15 protein-coding genes are annotated in these 16,980 nt (G+C 69.5%); 10 read left to right on the top strand and 5 right to left on the bottom strand.

Annotated features, from left to right (window positions below; all coding sequences use genetic code 11):
• Positions 1-282 precede the first annotated feature (282 nt).
• Entirely contained in the window at positions 283-1,203 is a 921-nt protein-coding gene (locus tag ACFU5M_RS14045; RefSeq protein WP_379048832.1) for an adenylate/guanylate cyclase domain-containing protein, read from the top strand.
• On the opposite strand, the gene ACFU5M_RS14040 is transcribed toward ACFU5M_RS14045, so the two are convergent.
• Positions 1,200-1,367 carry a hypothetical protein gene (locus tag ACFU5M_RS14040; protein WP_379048830.1) on the bottom strand — a complete coding sequence of 56 codons (168 nt, stop codon included), beginning with the start codon at positions 1,365-1,367 and terminating at the stop codon, positions 1,200-1,202. The genes ACFU5M_RS14045 and ACFU5M_RS14040 overlap by 4 nt on opposite strands.
• 179 nt (positions 1,368-1,546) lie before the next feature.
• Here ACFU5M_RS14040 and ACFU5M_RS14035 point away from each other — a divergent pair, with 179 nt between their 5' ends.
• The 7 genes from ACFU5M_RS14035 to ACFU5M_RS14005 are packed head-to-tail and all read left to right on the top strand — an operon-like array spanning position 1,547 to position 10,632.
• Complete coding sequence (locus ACFU5M_RS14035) at positions 1,547-3,262, top strand: acyclic terpene utilization AtuA family protein (RefSeq protein WP_379048828.1); 1,716 nt, start codon at positions 1,547-1,549, stop codon at positions 3,260-3,262.
• Positions 3,259-4,410, top strand: a complete 1,152-nt coding sequence (locus ACFU5M_RS14030; RefSeq protein ID WP_379048826.1) for an acyl-CoA dehydrogenase family protein — start codon at positions 3,259-3,261, stop codon at positions 4,408-4,410. The genes ACFU5M_RS14035 and ACFU5M_RS14030 overlap by 4 nt, the downstream gene beginning before the upstream one ends.
• Complete coding sequence (locus ACFU5M_RS14025) at positions 4,407-6,005, top strand: acyl-CoA carboxylase subunit beta (RefSeq protein WP_379048824.1); 1,599 nt, start codon at positions 4,407-4,409, stop codon at positions 6,003-6,005. Before ACFU5M_RS14030 ends, ACFU5M_RS14025 begins: the two co-directional genes overlap by 4 nt.
• Positions 6,006-6,013: 8 nt before the next feature.
• Positions 6,014-8,065: an acetyl/propionyl/methylcrotonyl-CoA carboxylase subunit alpha gene (locus tag ACFU5M_RS14020; RefSeq protein WP_379048822.1), complete on the top strand. Its 2,052-nt coding sequence runs from the start codon at positions 6,014-6,016 to the stop codon at positions 8,063-8,065.
• Entirely contained in the window at positions 8,065-9,225 is a 1,161-nt protein-coding gene (locus ACFU5M_RS14015; RefSeq protein ID WP_379048819.1) for an acyl-CoA dehydrogenase family protein, read from the top strand. The genes ACFU5M_RS14020 and ACFU5M_RS14015 overlap by 1 nt, the downstream gene beginning before the upstream one ends.
• Before the next feature lie 10 nt (positions 9,226-9,235).
• The gene (locus tag ACFU5M_RS14010) at positions 9,236-10,012 is read left to right on the top strand and encodes an enoyl-CoA hydratase family protein (RefSeq protein WP_379048817.1); all 777 of its coding nucleotides are present in this window, start codon (positions 9,236-9,238) and stop codon (positions 10,010-10,012) included.
• Positions 10,013-10,017: 5 nt separating this feature from the next.
• Complete coding sequence (locus ACFU5M_RS14005) at positions 10,018-10,632, top strand: TetR/AcrR family transcriptional regulator (RefSeq protein ID WP_379048815.1); 615 nt, start codon at positions 10,018-10,020, stop codon at positions 10,630-10,632.
• A gap of 55 nt (positions 10,633-10,687) precedes the next feature.
• On the opposite strand, the gene ACFU5M_RS14000 is transcribed toward ACFU5M_RS14005, so the two are convergent.
• The 3 genes from ACFU5M_RS14000 to ACFU5M_RS13990 all read right to left on the bottom strand — a co-directional run bounded on the left by ACFU5M_RS14000 (position 10,688) and on the right by ACFU5M_RS13990 (position 14,894).
• Positions 10,688-11,053, bottom strand: a complete 366-nt coding sequence (locus tag ACFU5M_RS14000; RefSeq protein WP_379048813.1) for a hypothetical protein — start codon at positions 11,051-11,053, stop codon at positions 10,688-10,690.
• 341 nt (positions 11,054-11,394) lie between these two features.
• A complete protein-coding gene (locus ACFU5M_RS13995) occupies positions 11,395-13,617 on the bottom strand; it encodes a glycosyltransferase family 39 protein (RefSeq protein WP_379048811.1) in 2,223 nt (740 codons plus the stop codon).
• Positions 13,617-14,894: a glycosyltransferase gene (locus ACFU5M_RS13990; protein WP_379048809.1), complete on the bottom strand. Its 1,278-nt coding sequence runs from the start codon at positions 14,892-14,894 to the stop codon at positions 13,617-13,619. Before ACFU5M_RS13990 ends, ACFU5M_RS13995 begins: the two co-directional genes overlap by 1 nt.
• A gap of 156 nt (positions 14,895-15,050) precedes the next feature.
• Between ACFU5M_RS13990 and ACFU5M_RS13985 the strand changes: the two genes are divergently transcribed.
• Entirely contained in the window at positions 15,051-15,173 is a 123-nt protein-coding gene (locus ACFU5M_RS13985) for a hypothetical protein (RefSeq protein ID WP_379048807.1), read from the top strand.
• A gap of 69 nt (positions 15,174-15,242) precedes the next feature.
• Positions 15,243-15,965 carry a TetR/AcrR family transcriptional regulator gene (locus ACFU5M_RS13980; protein WP_379048885.1) on the top strand — a complete coding sequence of 241 codons (723 nt, stop codon included), beginning with the start codon at positions 15,243-15,245 and terminating at the stop codon, positions 15,963-15,965.
• 160 nt (positions 15,966-16,125) lie between these two features.
• Here ACFU5M_RS13980 and thiD read toward each other — a convergent pair whose 3' ends face one another.
• The gene (thiD, locus tag ACFU5M_RS13975; protein WP_379048805.1) at positions 16,126-16,971 is read right to left on the bottom strand and encodes a bifunctional hydroxymethylpyrimidine kinase/phosphomethylpyrimidine kinase; all 846 of its coding nucleotides are present in this window, start codon (positions 16,969-16,971) and stop codon (positions 16,126-16,128) included.
• Positions 16,972-16,980 lie beyond the last annotated feature (9 nt).

Genomic DNA, 16,980 nt, shown 5'->3' with positions numbered 1-16,980 from the left:
AGGTCCGGCGCTCCGTCCACCGCCCGCCACTGCCCGGCGGGCGGTGCGTCGATCGGCCCGGTGCGAATGCTCGCACCGGGCCGATCATGCGTGTGAACATCGCGGAAACTCTGCCGCTTGCCGCTTCCGAGACCCCTTCTCGCCCGAGTAGCCTCGGTTCAGCAACCAGCTCGTTATCCAACGCGGAGCCCGACGACGTGCTCGCTGTGTTCGTCGCGGAGGTGAGAGATGGCGATGATCGGTAACCTGCCGACGTCAGATCGGCTGAGATACCCTCGGGGCGTGAATGAAACACCTTCCGGCGGCGCCGAGTCGGGGCCGGGGCCGGAGGCCGATGGAGGCGTGCCGCCCGAGGTGGTCATTCCGTTGGAGCCGTCCGATGGTATCGATCCTTCCCGCCGTTCCGGTAGATTCCGTCGCGGCCAGCTGTCCGCGCTGGTGAACGCGGCGAATCAGCGGTCTGATCTGATCGGCGTGCTGCGCAAGGCGCGGCAGCAGCTGCCGGGGGACCCGGCTTTCGGCGATCCGCTGTCGGTTTCCGGACCCGGCGGCGCGCGAGCGGTCGCGCGCGCGGCGGACAAGCTGGTCGGCGACGCCCCCAGCGCGGCGCGCGAGATCGGTTTCGGGGCCTTGCAGGTCTGGCAGGCCGCCCTGGAGCGGATGGGACGCGGCAAAGGTGGCCAGGAAATAACTGTGATGTTCACCGATCTGGTGGCCTTCTCGCGCTGGTCGCTGTCGGCAGGCGACGAGGCCACCCTGGAACTGCTGCGCAAGGTGGCCAAGGCCATCGAGCCGCCGATCGCCGAACGCGGCGGGCAGGTGGTCAAGCGCATGGGCGACGGCGTGATGGCGGTGTTCCCTTCGGCCGACCGGGCGGTGCGCGCCGCCGTGACCGCCAAGCGCAACCTGGCCGACGTGCAGGTGCGCGGCTACACCCCGCGCATGCGAATCGGTCTGCACACCGGTTCCCCTCGCGAGATCGGAGGCGACTGGCTCGGGGTGGACGTCACGATCGCCGCCCGCGTCATGGAGGCCGGTGGCAACGGCAACACCATGCTGTCGGAGGCCACGCTGCTGGAGTTACCACCGGAGACGCTGGCCGAATTGGGTTTGGCGGTCAAGCAGTATCGCCGCAGCCTGTTCGCGGCGCCACTCAGCGGCGTCCCCGATGACCTGCGAATCTTCCGGTTGTCGAAGAGCTAACCGAGCCACCAGGCCAGCGCGCCACCCGCCGCGAGAACGGCGCATACGGCCAGCGCGATCGCTAGTGGCCGGGCCGTCTTCCAGGTGGTGTAGGCGCCGCCGAGCAGGAACCCCGCCAGGGCGAACAGAATGATCACGGTGACGTCGCTGGACACCGTGCCCATCTTGCTCCAGTCTGCTCGGCCACCGCCGTGGGGGTGCGCGAGTCGTTCGATGCGCAATTAACAAGCACGCATGCTTGCTTTTTTCTTGCCGGGGTGTGATGCTGGTCGCGGACGCGGACTTCACGGGTGCGGCATGCGGCCCATCCTGACGGTTCGCCGTACAGGAGGCATTCCCGCTGATGAGTATGCTGGCCGCCGACCCGGACGTACTGCGGATCGGCAACTGCTCCGGCTTCTACGGTGATCGGCTCGGTGCCATGCGCGAGATGCTGGACGGGGGCCGGCTCGACGTGCTCACCGGCGACTATCTCGCCGAGCTGACCATGCTGATCCTCGGCCGGGATCGTATGAAGGACCCGGACCTCGGCTACGCCAAGACCTTCGTCAAGCAGATCGAGGACTGCCTCGGGCTCGCGCTGGAACGCAACGTGCGCATCGTGACCAACGCGGGCGGCCTCAACCCGGCCGGGCTGGCGGCGAAACTGCGCAAGGTGGCCGCCGATCTCGGACTGGACGCGAAGATCGCGCACGTGGAGGGCGACGACCTCCTCGCGCGCGCCGCGGAACTCGGATTCGGCGCGCCGCTGACCGCCAACGCCTACCTCGGGGCCTGGGGCATCGTCGAATGCCTGAACGCGGGCGCGGACATCGTGGTCACCGGCCGGGTGACCGACGCGTCGGTGATCGTCGGCCCGGCCGCCGCGCACTTCGGCTGGGGCCGAACGGATTACGACCGGCTGGCCGGCGCGGTAGTGGCGGGGCACGTGATCGAGTGCGGCACCCAGGCCACCGGCGGCAACTACGCCTTCTTCACCGAGTTCGCCGATTTGGGCAGGCCGGGCTTCCCGATCGCGGAGATCCGCGCCGACGGCAGCAGCGTCATCACCAAGCACGCGGGCACCGGCGGGGCGGTCACGGTAGACACCGTCGAGGCCCAGTTGATGTACGAGATCCAGGGCCCCCGCTACGCCGGACCCGACGTGACCTCTCGCCTGGACACCATCCGGCTCGACCAGGACGGCCCGGACCGGGTGCGGATCAGCGGCGTCACCGGCGAGGCCCCGCCGCCCCGGCTCAAGGTCTCGCTGAACACTCTCGGCGGCTTCCGCAACGAGATGGAGTTCGTGCTCACCGGTCTGGACATCGAGGCGAAAGCCCGACTGGCGCGACGCCAGCTGGAATCCTGGCTGCCGACCCGCCCCGCCGAGCTGACCTGGACCCTGGCCCGCTTGGACCGGCCGGACGCGGAGACCGAGGAGCAGGCCAGCGCGTTGCTGCGCTGCGTGGTCCGCGACCAGGACCCGAACAAGGTCGGGCGCGCGTTCTCCAACGTCGCGGTGGAACTGGCGCTGGCGAGCTATCCGGGATGCAGCTTCACGACCCTGCCCGGCAACGGATCTCCCTACGGCGTGTTCACGCCCGGATTCGTCGATGCCGCGGAGGTTCCGCACACCGCGGTACTGCCCGACGGCAGCCGCGTCGGCGTACCGCCGTCCACGGACACGGCCGAACTCGCCGAGGTCTCCGAGCCGCCCGCTCCGGAGCCACTGCCTACCGGGGAAACCCGCCGCCTGCCGCTGGGGACGGTCGCGCTGGCCCGCAGCGGCGACAAAGGCGGTGACGCGAATATCGGCGTGTGGGTCCGCACCGACGAGCAATGGCGCTGGCTGGTGCACACCCTCACCGTGGCGCGCGTCAAAGAACTACTGCCGGAAGCGGCTGCGCTGACGGTCACCCGCCACGTGCTGCCCAACCTGAGGGCGCTGAACTTCATCATCGAAGGCCTGCTCGGTCGAGGCGTGGCCTATCAGGCCCGCTTCGACCCGCAAGCCAAGGGACTCGGCGAATGGCTGCGGTCTCGTCACCTCGACATTCCAGTGGAGCTGCTGTCATGACGAAACTCTGGGAAACGCCGGAACGACGCGAATTGCGAGCCACCGTCCGTGGTTTCGTAGAACGCGAGATCCTGCCGTACCTGGACGGCTGGGAGCGCGCCGGGGACATCCCGCGCGAGCTGCACAAGAAGGCGGGCGCGCTCGGCCTGCTCGGTGTGCAGTTCCCGGAATCCGCCGGCGGTTCCGGCGGCGACGGCGTGGACGCGATGATCGTCTGCGAGGAGATGCACCAGGCCGGTGCGTCCGGCGGGCTGTTCGCCTCGCTGTTCACCTGCGGCATCTCCGTTCCGCACATCATCGCCTCGGGCAACGCCGAGCAGATCGAGCGCTGGGTGCAGCCGACGCTCGCCGGCGAGAAGATCGGCTCGCTCGCGATCACCGAACCCGGCGGCGGCTCCGACGTCGGGCACCTCGGCACCACCGCGCGCCGCGACGGCGACCACTACATCGTCAACGGGGCCAAGACCTACATCACCTCCGGCGTCCGCGCCGACTTCGTGGTCACCGCGGTGCGCACCGGCGGGCCGGGCTCGGGCGGCATCTCGTTGCTCATCGTCGACAAGGACACCCCGGGCTTCACGGTCAGTCGCAAGCTGGACAAGATGGGTTGGCTGGCCTCCGACACCGCCGAATTGTCCTACGTCGACGTCCGGGTGCCGGTGGAGAACCTGGTCGGCACGGAGAACTCCGGCTTCTATCAGATCGCGGGCGCGTTCGTCAGCGAGCGCGTCGGCCTCGCCGTGCAGGCGTATTCCAGCGCGCAGCGCTGCCTGGATCTGACCCTGGAGTGGGTGCGCAACCGGGAGACCTTCGGCCGTCCGCTGATCAGCAGGCAGGCGGTGCAGAACACGGTCACCGAGATGGCGCGGCGCATCGACGTCGCCCGGGTCTACACCCGTGACGTGGTGCAGCGCAGCGCCGAAGGCGAGACCGACCTGATCGCCGAGGTGTGCTTCGCGAAGAACACCGCCGTCGAAGCGGGTGAGTGGGTGGCCAACCAGGCCGTCCAGCTGTTCGGCGGCCTCGGCTACATGCGCGAATCCGAGATCGAACGCCAATACCGGGATATGCGCATCCTCGGCATCGGCGGTGGCACGACCGAGATTCTCACCGGACTGGCGGCGAAGCGATTGGGGTACCAGTCATGACCATCCTGCGCAGCACCTTGGACACGGCGGCGCCCGAGTACGAAGCCGCGGCCGACGCGATGACGGCGAAGCTGGCCGAGGTGGAGGCCGAGTTCGCCAAGGCGATCGCGGGCGGCGGGCCGGACAAGCTGGCCCGGCATCGCAAGCGCGGCAAGCTGACCGCGCGCGAGCGCATCGAACTGCTCGTCGATGAGGACTCGCCGTTCCTGGAGTTGTGCCCGCTGGCGGGCTGGGGCAGCGAATTCCATGTCGGCGGCAGCACCATCGCCGGGATCGGCATCGTGGAGGGCGTCGAGTGCATGATCGTCGCGCCCGACCCGACCGTGCGCGGCGGCACCTCGAACCCGTGGACGCTGCGCAAGACGTTGCGCATCAACGACATCGTGCGGGAGAACCGGTTGCCGGTGATCTCGCTGGTGGAATCCGGCGGCGCTGACCTGCCCACGCAGAAGGAGGTGTTCGTCCCCGGCGGCCGGATGTTCCGCGACCTCACTCAGGCGTCGGCGGCGGGCATCCCGACCATCGCGCTGGTGTTCGGTAACTCCACCGCGGGCGGCGCCTACATTCCCGGCATGTCCGATCACGTGGTGATGATCAAGGAGCGCTCCAAGGTGTTCCTCGGCGGCCCGCCGCTGGTCAAGATGGCCACCGGCGAGGAGTCCGACGACGAATCGCTCGGCGGCGCCGACATGCACGCGCGCGTCTCCGGCCTCGCGGACTACTACGCGCTCGACGAGCAGGACGCGATCCGCATCGGCCGCTCCATCGTCAGGCGGCTGAACTGGCGCAAGCAGGGCCCGGCTCCGCGCGCCGAGGTGATCGAGCCGCTGCACGATCCGGAGGATCTGCTCGGCATCGTGCCCTCGGACCTGAAGATCCCGTTCGACCCGCGCGAGGTGATCGCCCGCATCGTGGACGGCTCGGACTTCGACGAGTTCAAGCCGCTCTACGGCAGCAGCCTGGTCACCGGATGGGCCGAACTGCACGGCTATCCGGTGGGCATCCTGGCCAACGCGCGCGGCGTGCTGTTCTCCGAGGAATCGCAGAAGGCCACCCAGTTCATCCAGCTGGCCAACAAGACGAACACGCCACTGCTGTTCCTGCACAACACCACCGGCTACATGGTGGGCAAGGAGTATGAACAGAAGGGCATCATCAAGCACGGCGCGATGATGATCAACGCGGTCTCCAATTCGAAGGTGCCGCACATCTCGGTGCTGATGGGCTCCTCCTACGGGGCGGGCCACTACGGCATGTGCGGCCGGGCCTACGACCCGCGTTTCGTCTTCGCCTGGCCCAGCGCGAAATCCGCCGTGATGGGCGGCGCGCAGCTGGCGGGCGTCATCTCGATCGTCGGCCGGGCCGCCGCCGAGGCGAAGGGCCTGCCGTTCGACGAGGAGGCCGACGCCGGGATGCGCGCCATGGTGGAGGCGCAGATCGAGGCCGAATCGCTGGCGATGTTCATGTCCGGGCGGCTCTACGACGACGGCGTCATCGACCCGCGCGACACCCGCACCGTGTTGGGGATGTCCCTCTCGGCCATTCACAATGCCCCGATCAAAGGCGCCGACGGCTTCGGCGTCTTCCGAATGTGAGGCCGGATATGACCGCATCGCAGGGCGATTCGACGAGTGGGGCGCGGGTGACAGGTGGGCAGATCACCACTGTCCTGGTGGCGAATCGGGGCGAGATCGCCCGGCGCGTCTTCGCCACCTGCCGCCGGATGGGTCTGGGCAGCGTCGCGGTGTACTCCGACGCGGATGCCGCCGCGCCGCACGTCACCGAGGCGGACGCCGCGGTGCGCCTGCCCGGTAATACTCCCGCGGAGACCTATCTGCGCGGTGAGCTGATCATCGAGGCCGCACTGGCCGCGGGCGCCGACGCCATCCACCCCGGCTACGGCTTCCTTTCCGAGAACGCCGAATTCGCCAAGGCCGTGCTCGACGCGGGGCTGACCTGGATCGGCCCGCCCGTCGAGGCGATCGAGCAGATGGGCTCGAAGGTCGCCTCGAAGAAGATGATGGACGCCGCCGGAGTGCCGGTGCTCGCCGAGCTCGACCCGGCGGAGGTCACCGAGGCCCACCTGCCGGTGCTGATCAAAGCGTCCGCGGGCGGCGGCGGGCGCGGTATGCGTGTGGTGCGCGAGCTGGCCGACCTGACTCCGCAGATCGAGGCCGCGCGGCGCGAAGCGGAATCCGCCTTCGGCGATCCGACGGTCTTCTGCGAGCGCTACCTGGAGACCGGCAGGCACATCGAGGTCCAGGTGATGGCCGACACGCACGGCACCATCTGGGCGGTGGGCGAGCGTGAGTGCTCCATCCAGCGCCGCCACCAGAAGGTGATCGAAGAGGCGCCCTCGCCGCTGGTGGAACGCACCGACGGTATGCGGGATCGGCTGTTCGAGGCGGCGCGCCTGGCCGCGGGGGCGATCGGCTACACCGGCGCGGGCACCGTCGAGTTCCTGGCCGACGAGCGAGGCGAGTTCTTCTTCCTGGAGATGAACACCCGCCTGCAAGTGGAGCATCCGGTCACCGAGTGCACCACCGGCCTGGACCTGGTCCGGCTGCAACTGGACGTCGCCGTGGGCGGCGCGCTGCCCGCCGAACCGCCCGCGATGCGCGGTCATTCGATCGAGGTGCGCCTCTACGCCGAGGATCCGGCGCAGGACTGGCAGCCACAGAGCGGAACCGTACACCGGATCGACATCCCCTCGGTGCGCACCGAATTCGACCTGCTCGACCGCCCCGGTGTGCGCCTGGACACGGGCGTTGTCGACGGCTCGCTGGTCGGCGTGCACTACGACCCGATGCTGGCCAAGGTCATCTCCTACGCCGAGACCCGCGGCGAGGCGGCCCGCTTGCTGGCCGCCGCACTGCGCCGCGCGAAGATCCACGGTCTGGTCACCAACCGCGACCTGCTGGTGCGCGTGCTGCGTCATCCGGCGTTCCTGGCCGGCGACACCGACACCGCGTTCTTCGCCACGCACGGCCTGGACGTTCTCGCCGCGCCGCTGGTGTCGGAGTCCGACGAGGCGCTGTCCATCGTGGCCGCGGCACTGGCCGAAGCCGCCGCCAACCGCGGCGGCGCGCGAGTGGGCGCCGGCTTGCCCAGCGGGTGGCGGAACCTGCCGTCGCAGTCGCAGCGCAAGTCGTACGAGAGTCGCACCACCGGGACGCACGAGGTGGGCTACCGCTTCGGCCGGACCGGCGTCACCGTGGACGGTCACGACGGCCTGGAACTCGTCGAGTCGGCTCCCGATCGGGTCGTGCTGTCGGTCCCGGGCGAACGTGGCCGCGTGCGCAGGCAATTCGAGGTCGCCCGCTACGGCGACCAGGTCTATGTCGACTCGCCGCTGGGCCCGGTGGCGGTGCGCCGGGTGCCCCGCTTCAGCGACCCGGCCGACCAGGTGGCCAGCGGCTCGCTGCTGGCGCCCATGCCGGGCAGCGTGATCCGGCTCGGCGCCGAGGTCGGCAGTCAGGTCGAACAAGGCCAGCCGATTCTGTGGCTGGAGGCGATGAAGATGGAGCACACCATCGCCGCGCCCGCCGCGGGCGTGCTCAGCGCCGTGAACGTCACCGTCGGCCAGCAGGTCGACGTCGGGGCCGTGCTCGCGGTCGTCGAACCCGCGGAACCCGTAGAAAACCAGGAGAACTGATGAGCTTCATCGAAACCGACGAGCAGAAGGCGCTGCGGGCCGCCGTCGCCGCGCTGGCCGCGAAATACAACTACCGCGACTACGTGCTGCCGAAGGCGCGCAAGAACGAGCCGCTGGACGAGTTATGGCAGGAGGCGGGCAAACTCGGCTTCCTCGGAGTGAACCTGCCCGAGGAGTACGGTGGCGGCGGCGCGGGGATGTACGAACTGTCGCTGGTGATGGAGGAGCTGTCCGCGCAGGGCGCGGGCCTGCTGCTCATGGTGGTCTCCCCGGCCATCTGCGGCACCATCATCACCAAGTACGGCACCGACGAGCAGAAGCAGGAGTGGCTGCCCAAGCTCGCCGACGGCTCCGGCAAGATGGTCTTCGGCATCACCGAGCCGGACGCCGGTTCCAACTCCCACCAGATCACCACCACCGCGCGCCGCGACGGCGACGACTGGATCCTCAACGGCCGCAAGATCTTCATCTCCGGTGTGGACCAGGCCGAGGCGGTGCTGATCGTGTCCCGCACCGAGGACCACAAGACCGGCAAGCTCAAGCCCGCCCTGTTCATCGTGCCGACCGACGCCGAAGGCTTCACCAAGACGGCGCAGGAGATGGACATCATCGAGCCCGACCACCAGTACAGCCTGTTCCTCGACGACCTCCGGCTGCCCTCCACCGCACTGGTCGGCAAGGAGGACGCGGCGCTGATGCAGCTGTTCGCGGGGCTCAACCCGGAACGCATCATGGGCGCCGCCATGGCCGTCGGCATGGGCCGCTACGCCATCGAACAGGCGGTGGCATACGCCAAGGAACGCACGGTGTGGAAGACGCCCATCGGTGCGCACCAGGGCATCTCGCATCCGCTCGCCCAGGTGAAGGTCGAACTGGAGCTGGCGAAGCTGATGATGCAGAAGGCCGCCACCCTCTACGACGCGGGCGACGAGATGGGTGCCGCCGAGGCCGCGAACATGGCGAAATACGCGGGCGCGGAAGCCAGTATCAAAGCACTCGACCAGGCCATCCAGACCCACGGCGGCTCCGGCCTGACCAGGGACGTCGGGCTGGCCGCCATGCTCGCCGCCGCGCGCATCGGCCGCATCGCGCCGGTCAGCCGGGAAATGGTCCTGAACTTCGTCGCCCAGTACTCGCTGGGCCTGCCGAAGTCGTACTGAGAGGACGCGCATGACCGAGACGGGTCCGTTCGTCCGCTACGAGGTGGACGGCGGCGTCGCGACGCTCACGTTCGATTCGCCGCACAACCGCAACGCGCTGTCGTCCAAGCTGGTCGCCGAACTGCTGCGCGGGCTCGACGACGCGGCCGCCGACGACAAGGTGCGCGCCATCGTGCTCGCGCACACCGGCAACACCTTCTGCGCGGGCGCCGATCTCAGCGAGGCCAGTGACGCCGATCCGGCCGTGGCCGCCGACGAGCGCACGCGGGTGATGATCGGCGTGCTACGCAGGCTGGTGGAGATTCCGAAGCCGGTGGTCGCACGGATCGATGGCAACGTGCGGGCGGGCGGCATGGGCATCGTGGCAGGCTGCGACGTCGTCGTGGCGGGGCCCGCCAGCAGTTTCGCGCTCACCGAGGTGCGCATCGGGCTGGCGCCGTTCATGATCTCGCTGACCCTGCTGCCCAGACTCAGCCCGCGCGCGGCCAGCCGGTACTACCTGACCGGCGAGAAGTTCGACGCCGCCGTGGCCGCGGAGATCGGCCTGGTCACCGTCACCGCCGACGACCCGGCGGCGGAAGTGGCGCGACTGTGCGAGGAGGTGCGCAAAGGCTCCCCGCAGGGGCTGGCCGAGGCCAAACGACTGGTCAACGCGGGCATCCTCGCCGAGTTCGACGCCTCCGCCGAGGAACTCGCACGGCGGTCGGCGAGCTTCTTCGGCACCCCCGAGGTGCACGAGGGCATGTCGGCCTTTTTGCAGCGCCGCCCGCCGAGCTGGGCAGAATAGCGACCATGGCGACACCCCACGAACCCAAGCAGGATCGCAGCCGCGCCACCCGGCAGCGCCTGCTCGAGGCGACCATCGACTGCCTGGCCGAGATGGGCTGGGCGGCCGCGACGGTCGCCGTGGTCGCCGAACGGGCTGGGGTGTCGCGTGGTGCGGCGCAGCATCACTTCCCCACCAGGGAAGATCTGATCACCGCCGCGCTGGAGTACATGTTCGACACGCGCAGCGGGCAGGCGGTGCACGAGGCCGCGACGTTGACCGATCTGGGTGACGGCCTCGCCCGCACCGAGGCGGTGGTGGCGGGGTTGGTCGAGTCCTACACCAGCCCGTTGTTCAAAGCGGCCCTGCAAGTCTGGACGCACGCCGCCGCCGACCCGGTGTTGCGGGAGCGGATCGTCCCGCTGGAGGCGCGCTTCGGGCGCGCCTCACACCATCGCGCGGTCGAAGCCCTGGGCGTGGACGACTCCGACCCGGTCACTCACCACTTGGTTCAGGCGACCCTGGACATGGCGCGTGGTCTGGGCCTCGCCGACGTGCTCACCGACGATTCGGCCCGCCGCAAGCGGATAGTCGAACAGTGGGCGGCCACGCTACACGCCGCCTTGCACGCACCCCGCTGAGCGGGAGTCCGCGATCGGGTCGCTGCCCGTCGCGGAGCTGTGAACGCCGCGCCGGTCAGCACAGACCTTGCTGCTCGAGCCGTCCCGAATCGATGGCGTAGGAGGAAGCCCCGATGGCGGCGCCGATCAGGCCGACGATGATCGCGCCGGGGATCGCGCCGACGAAGAAGACGGGCAGGCCGACGAGCGCGCCGATGGCGGCGCCGATCGCCGCGCCGATTCCCGTGCGCAGTTCGATGGTGTCGCCGGGTGGCAGGCACGCCTTGATGTAGGTCACCTGCGGGGGTTCGCTGGTCGCCGCGGCGATCGATTCGGTTCGGTCGGCGGGGGCGGCCGACGCGGTGGCGGCGAATCCGACGGTGAGCGCGGTTGCGACCAGTGCGCTGACCACCGTCACGGCCAGCTTCATGAAAGCGTTCAACTGTTTCCCTGAATGTTCGCGGTGGACACGTGAGCTGATGGTCCGGCTACCGGCCCGGAGCCGTCACGCGTCCGACCATCATCGCTGGAGTTTTGCGGGATGCCAAGAGCCGGTGCTCGAATCGTCGCAGCCTCCGGCGTCCGGCGATCCGCCGCAGTGCGACCGCGCGCATCGTCCGGGTCGCGGCCAGGGATGCCCCATCAGGCAACGCGGTCCGCACCGACGCCGAGGTATGGCGCCGGTGCGGATGCGGTGTTCAGCGGGTGCAGGGGTCGCGCTGAACACAGGGAGGCGATGCGGTCCCGGGGAATGCAGGGCGACAGGACCGCATCGCGCGGTTCTCAGTGGGCCGCGGTCAGGTCGTACAAGGTGACCCCGTCCACCTGGATGGCGGTGAAGTTCTGCTGGACCCACTGCGTGATACGGGCGCTGGGGGAGGAGTCGGACGAACCCGGCCCGCCACGTCCGCCGCCGACGAAGTAGTGGATCTTCCCCTCGGCGACATACCGTTCGAACTGCTCCAGCGTCGGTGAGGGGTCACTGCCGTTGAACCCGCCGATCGGCATCACGGGCAGCTCGGTGGCCAGTTGCAAGCCCGCGGCGCTGTTCGAGCCGATGGCCGCGGCCACCCAGGTGTAGTCGCCGCCGTTGTGCTCGAGCAGGGACACGACCTGGGCGCTGGGTTCGCTCGCCCCGAGGAGGCCGCCGATTCCGCCGCCGTCGGGGCCGGGACCGCCGTCTCCGGGCGCAGCCTGCGTCGGCGCGGTGCCTTGCGGGGCCTGTGCGTCGGGCAGCGTTCCGGGCGGGAACATCGTGCCGTCGCCGGGTGGGTTGCCCTGCGGTGCGGTACCGGGCGGTGTGCCCGCGCCGTCCGGGAGCTGTCCGTCGCCGGGCATCCGGCCGCCGGGTGCGTTGTTCGGCTGAGGAACTCGGCCGTCCGATGTCGTGCCCTGCGGGCCCGTTCCCGGTGAACGCCCATCCGGTGTCGTGCCGCCCGGGACTTGCCCGGCTCCATCGCGGCCGGTGGTTCCCGTTCCGTCCTGCGTGCGGCGACCCATGCCTGGCATTCCCTCGCCCCACGGTGGCCGGCCACGCATCCCGACGTTCGGCCCCGCCGAAGGGATCGAACCGGCGTGCGGCGTCGCGATCGTGTCGACGGCGTAGGCGACCGGTCCGGCGAGGAAGGTGAACGCGGCGGCCAGCGCCGATATCACGGCAAGCTTGCGCGGCGCGGGGAAGAGCGCGGCGAGCGTCGCGATCGCGCCGACGACCAGCACCGTCCAGCGCAGCCACGACTGCCATTCCGGGGTGCGGGACAACAACATCCAGGCGGTCGCCGTGGTGAGGCCCACCGCGAGAGCCGACGCCGTCCGCACCCACAGCCGGTGCCGCCCCCGCCACGACAGCACCGCGCCCGCGCCGACCAGCGCGGCGATGGCCGGAGCCAGGGCCACGGTGTAGTACTGGTGGAAGATGCCGGCCATGAAGCTGAAGACCAGCCCGGTCCCCAGCAGCCACCCGCCCCACAGGATGAGCGAGGCGCGCTGCTGATCGGTACGAGCCGCTCTGCCGCGCAGCAGGATTCCCACGACGAGCGCGACCAGCGCCGCGGGGATCAACCACGCGATCTGACCGCCCTGCGCCGGTTCGAACATTCGCGTGATGCCGGTGCTTCCCCACATGCCGTTGCCGCCCGACGGAAGATCACCGCCCGGCCCGACACTGCCGCGCTCGTTGCCGTTGAGCCGGCCGAGCCCGTTGTAACCGAGGGTGAGTTCCAGGATCGAGTTCTCGTGCGAGCCGCCGATCCACGGACGTGACGAGGCCGGCCACAGTTCCACCGCCAGCAACCACCAGCCCGCGGCCACCACCATCGCGGCTGCGGCCGCGAGGAGTTGCAGGATGCGCTTACCGAGTTTCGGCGGCCCCGCGATCGAGTAGGTCAGCGCGAGCGCCGGAACCACCAGCAGCACCTGCAATTGCTTGGTGAGGAATCCGAAGCCGATCAACGCGCCGGTCAGGACCAGCCACCGCCAGCGGCCGTCCTCCACCGCCCGTGTCATCGCCCATGCCGCGGCGACCATCAAGAACACCAGCAGCGCCTCGGGATTGTTGAACCGGAACATCAGCGCCGCGACGGGCGTCACCGCGAGCGCCACCCCGGCGAGCAGTCCGGCCGCGGGCCCGAACGGCCTGCGCACCGTCGCCCACACCAGCGCGACACCGGCCACACCGAGCAGCACCTCCGGCACGAGGATGCTCCAGCTGTTGAGCCCGAAGGCCCGCACCGAAAGCTCCATCAGCCACAATGAGGCGGGCGGTTTGTCCACGGTGATCGAGTTCGCCGCGTCGGAGGACCCGAAGAAGAACGCCTTCCACGAAACCGAACCCGCCTGCACCGCAGCCGAGTAGAACGAATTCGCCCACCCGTTGGCGCTCAGGTTGCACAGATACGCCGCCGCCGTGCCGATCAGTAGCGCCGCCAGCGCCGGATACTCCCAGTTCCGGCGGACCTTCGGCTGCGGTTCGGTAGCGACCGGCTGTGCGGTCGACGTCGTCGTCATCAACGGTCTCCCCCGGTGGTGTGCCCGTCCGAGGCGAGAGCCGGTGCGCTCGGCGCGCGATCGCCGCCGCTGTCGCGGAACACCCAGCGCAATGCGACGAACCGCAACAGCGTGGCGACCAGGTTGGCCACCACCAGGACGAACAGCTCCAGGTGCACCGAGGCGTCCGGCGCCCACCGATGCAGCGCGAACAGCGATCCGCTGGTGAGTGCCAACCCGATGCCGAAGATCACCAGCCCTTGGAACTGATGCGACACCGCCCCGTTCGAGCCGCGCACACCGAAGGTGAAGGCCCGGTTGGCCGCGGTATTGCCCACCGCCGTGATCAGCAGCGCCGCGAAGTTGGCCACCTGCGCGCCGGTCAGCGGCTGCAACAGCACGTAGAGCAGCAGATAGGCCAGCGTGCTCAGCACTCCGACGATCGCGAACCGCACGAGCTGCCCGATCATGCCCAGCGGCACCCCGGGCACCAGCGGTTCCCGGCCCACCGACCGTCGCAGTTCCTCGAGCGGCAGCGCGCCGGTGGCCAGCGCCCGCCCGAGCCGCCAGACGCCGAGCAGGTCCTTGCGCGCGGTGTCGATGATGTCGACGCGACTGTCCGGATCATCGATCCAGTCCACCGGAACCTCGTGGATGCGCAGCCCTGCCCGCTCGGCGAGCACCAGCAGTTCGGTGTCGAAGAACCACTCGCCGTCGTGCACCAGCGGCAGCAGGCGGCGCGCCACGTCGGTGCGCATGGCCTTGAAGCCGCACTGGGCGTCGGAGAAGTGCGCGCGCAGTGAGGCTTTCAGCAGCAGGTTGTAGCAGCGTGAGATGATCTCGCGCTTGGGTCCGCGCACCACACGGGACGCGGCGTCGAGCCGGGTGCCGATGGCCAGGTCGGAATGCCCGGTGATCAGCGGTGCGACCAAGGGCAGCAGTGCGTTCAAGTCGGTGGACAGGTCGACGTCCATATAGGCGACCACCTGCGCGTCCGAGCGTTCCCACACCGCTCGCAGCGCCCGCCCGCGTCCTTTGGCGGACAGGTGCACCACCCGCACATCGTCCAGCTCTTCGGCGAGCAGCCGGGCGACCTGGAGGGTGTCGTCGGTGCTCGCGTTGTCGGCGACCGTGATACGCGCCGGGAAGGGGAACCCGTCGCGCAGGTAGGCGTGCAGTCCGCGGACGCACACGCCGAGGTCGGTCTCTTCGTTATAGACGGGTATCACCACGTCCAGCACGGGCGCACCCGTGGTTTCGGTCCGTTCCGCCGCCGCGACGGTCAAGGTCTCGGTCATGCCGTTCAGATTCGACGGCCACGCTGCCACGGGGCTGGGCCTCAGCTGTGAGGTTCCTGGGGGTGCCGCCGGAGGTGATCGACCCCTTCGGCAGCCGCCGTAGCGTACGGTCGACGACAGCGGGACCATTCAGGTTCTCCGAGCAAAGGACCACGTTTGTCCGACAAATCTCCGCGCAGTTCGATGTCCAAGAAGTCCGGGAAGACCCTCAAGGAAAAGCGAGCGGAGAAGAAGGCCAAGACGGCGGGCGACAGCGGCGCCGGTTCCGGCAAACACTGACCGCAGGATGAGACCCGGTCCAGGGCCGGGTCTCGGTCCGGGGGTCGGCAGGTAGCATCCGGATTCGTGATGCTCAGCGGCCGGAGGGAAGACGACCAGCCGGGCAAACGTGTGGACGCGCGCACCGAGCGCTGGCGCGAGCATCGCCGAAAGGTGCGCGAGGAGTTCGTGGACGCGGCTTTCCGCGCGCTCGACAAGTTCGGCCCCGCGGTCAGCATGGGCGACATCGCCAAGGAGGCGGGCGCGGCCAAGCCGAAGCTGTATCGCCATTTCGAGGACAAAGCCGACCTCTACAACGCGATCGTCGACCGAGCACGTGACATGCTCTGGGAACAGATCATGACCAGCTTCGACCTGACCGGCGATTCGGCCGGTGACCTGGTGCGCCGCGCCGCGTCCGAATACGCGCAGGTGGTGTCGCGGCAGCCGAACGTCTTCCGCTTCATGCTGCACAGCCACTTCACGCAACGATCCGACGACGCCGACCGCACGCTGCGATCGGCCCGGCAGTCCGCCCACCGCGCGGCGGAGTTGTTCGCCGGTGCGGTGAACGACGAGTCGGTGCAGGTCACCAGCGCGGAATTGGTGATCTATTCGATCTTCGGCGCGGTGGCCTCGGCCACCGATTGGTGGCTGGGGGTGAACCGGTCGGAGCAGCCTGCCATGCCGGTCGAGCAGTTCGCCACCTATCTGAGCGAGATCATCTTCGCGCTGGTGGCGGCCAGCGCTCGGTTGCACGGCATCGCGATAGCGGCCGATCTTCCGCTGCACCGCGCCTTTTCCGCTGTGTGACCGCCAGCGCCTCCCGGGCCGGGCGCCGAGGTCTTCGTCGCGTCAACGCCGAACGTCGTTGTTCCGATCGCCTCGCCGTTGAAGCCATCCATATCGGCGACGTTCTCAGTATCGCAGCGCCCACCGACAGGAAATGGCGTGCGCCGGGCGGTTGCCGGGCTCAGTTTCGATGCAACCGCCACAGCGGCGACACCGGCCCCTGGCCCGCGCCGAGATCGTAGGACGCGGCCAGGCAGCGGTAGGTCCACTCCTTGGCGAACTCGACCGCTTCGGGCACCGAGTAGCCGTGGGCCAGCGCGCAGGCGGTCGCGGCGGCCAGCGTGTCACCGCCGCCGTGGTCGTTGCCGGTCGCGATGCGCGGGGCGGTGAACTCGAGGAACTGCTCGCCGTCGAACAGCAGGTCGGTGCTGTACTCGGAGGAACGCAGATGCCCGCCCTTGACGATCGCCCAGCGCGGCCCCAGCTTGTGCAGCGCCTCGGCCGCGCGCCGCGCCGAATCCTCGTCCTCGACATCGATACCGGTGAGCAGGCGGACCTCGTCCAGGTTCGGCGTCACCACGGTCGCGAGCGGGATCAGGGTGCTGCGCAGCGCGTCGAGCGCCTCGGCGTGCAGCAGCGGATCGCCGTGCATCGAGGCCGCGACCGGATCGACGACCAGCGGGATCTCGCCATCACGACCGATGCCGACCTCCTGGCACACCGCCGCGACCGCCTCGATGATCGCGGTGGAGGCCAGCATGCCGGTCTTCGCGGCGCCGACGCCGATGTCGGTGGCCACCGAGCGCACTTGATCGGCGACGACCTGGGGCGGGATCTCGTGAAACCCGCTGACGCCCACCGTGTTCTGCACGGTCACCGCCGCGACGGCCACCAGTGCGTGCACACCGCACAGCGCCATGGTGCGAGTATCGGCTTGGATTCCGGCGCCTCCGCCGGAGTCGGTACCGGCGATGGTGAGCGCCCGGACGGGGGTCTGCCCCTCGGCGGGCAATGGCAGCAGTTTCACGACACAAAC

It is taken from the genome of Nocardia sp. NPDC057455, from assembly GCF_042802775.1.
GTDB lineage: Bacteria > Actinomycetota > Actinomycetes > Mycobacteriales > Mycobacteriaceae > Nocardia.
Note: the sequence above shows the minus strand (reverse complement) of the source record. Positions and strands in the feature narration are given on the sequence as shown.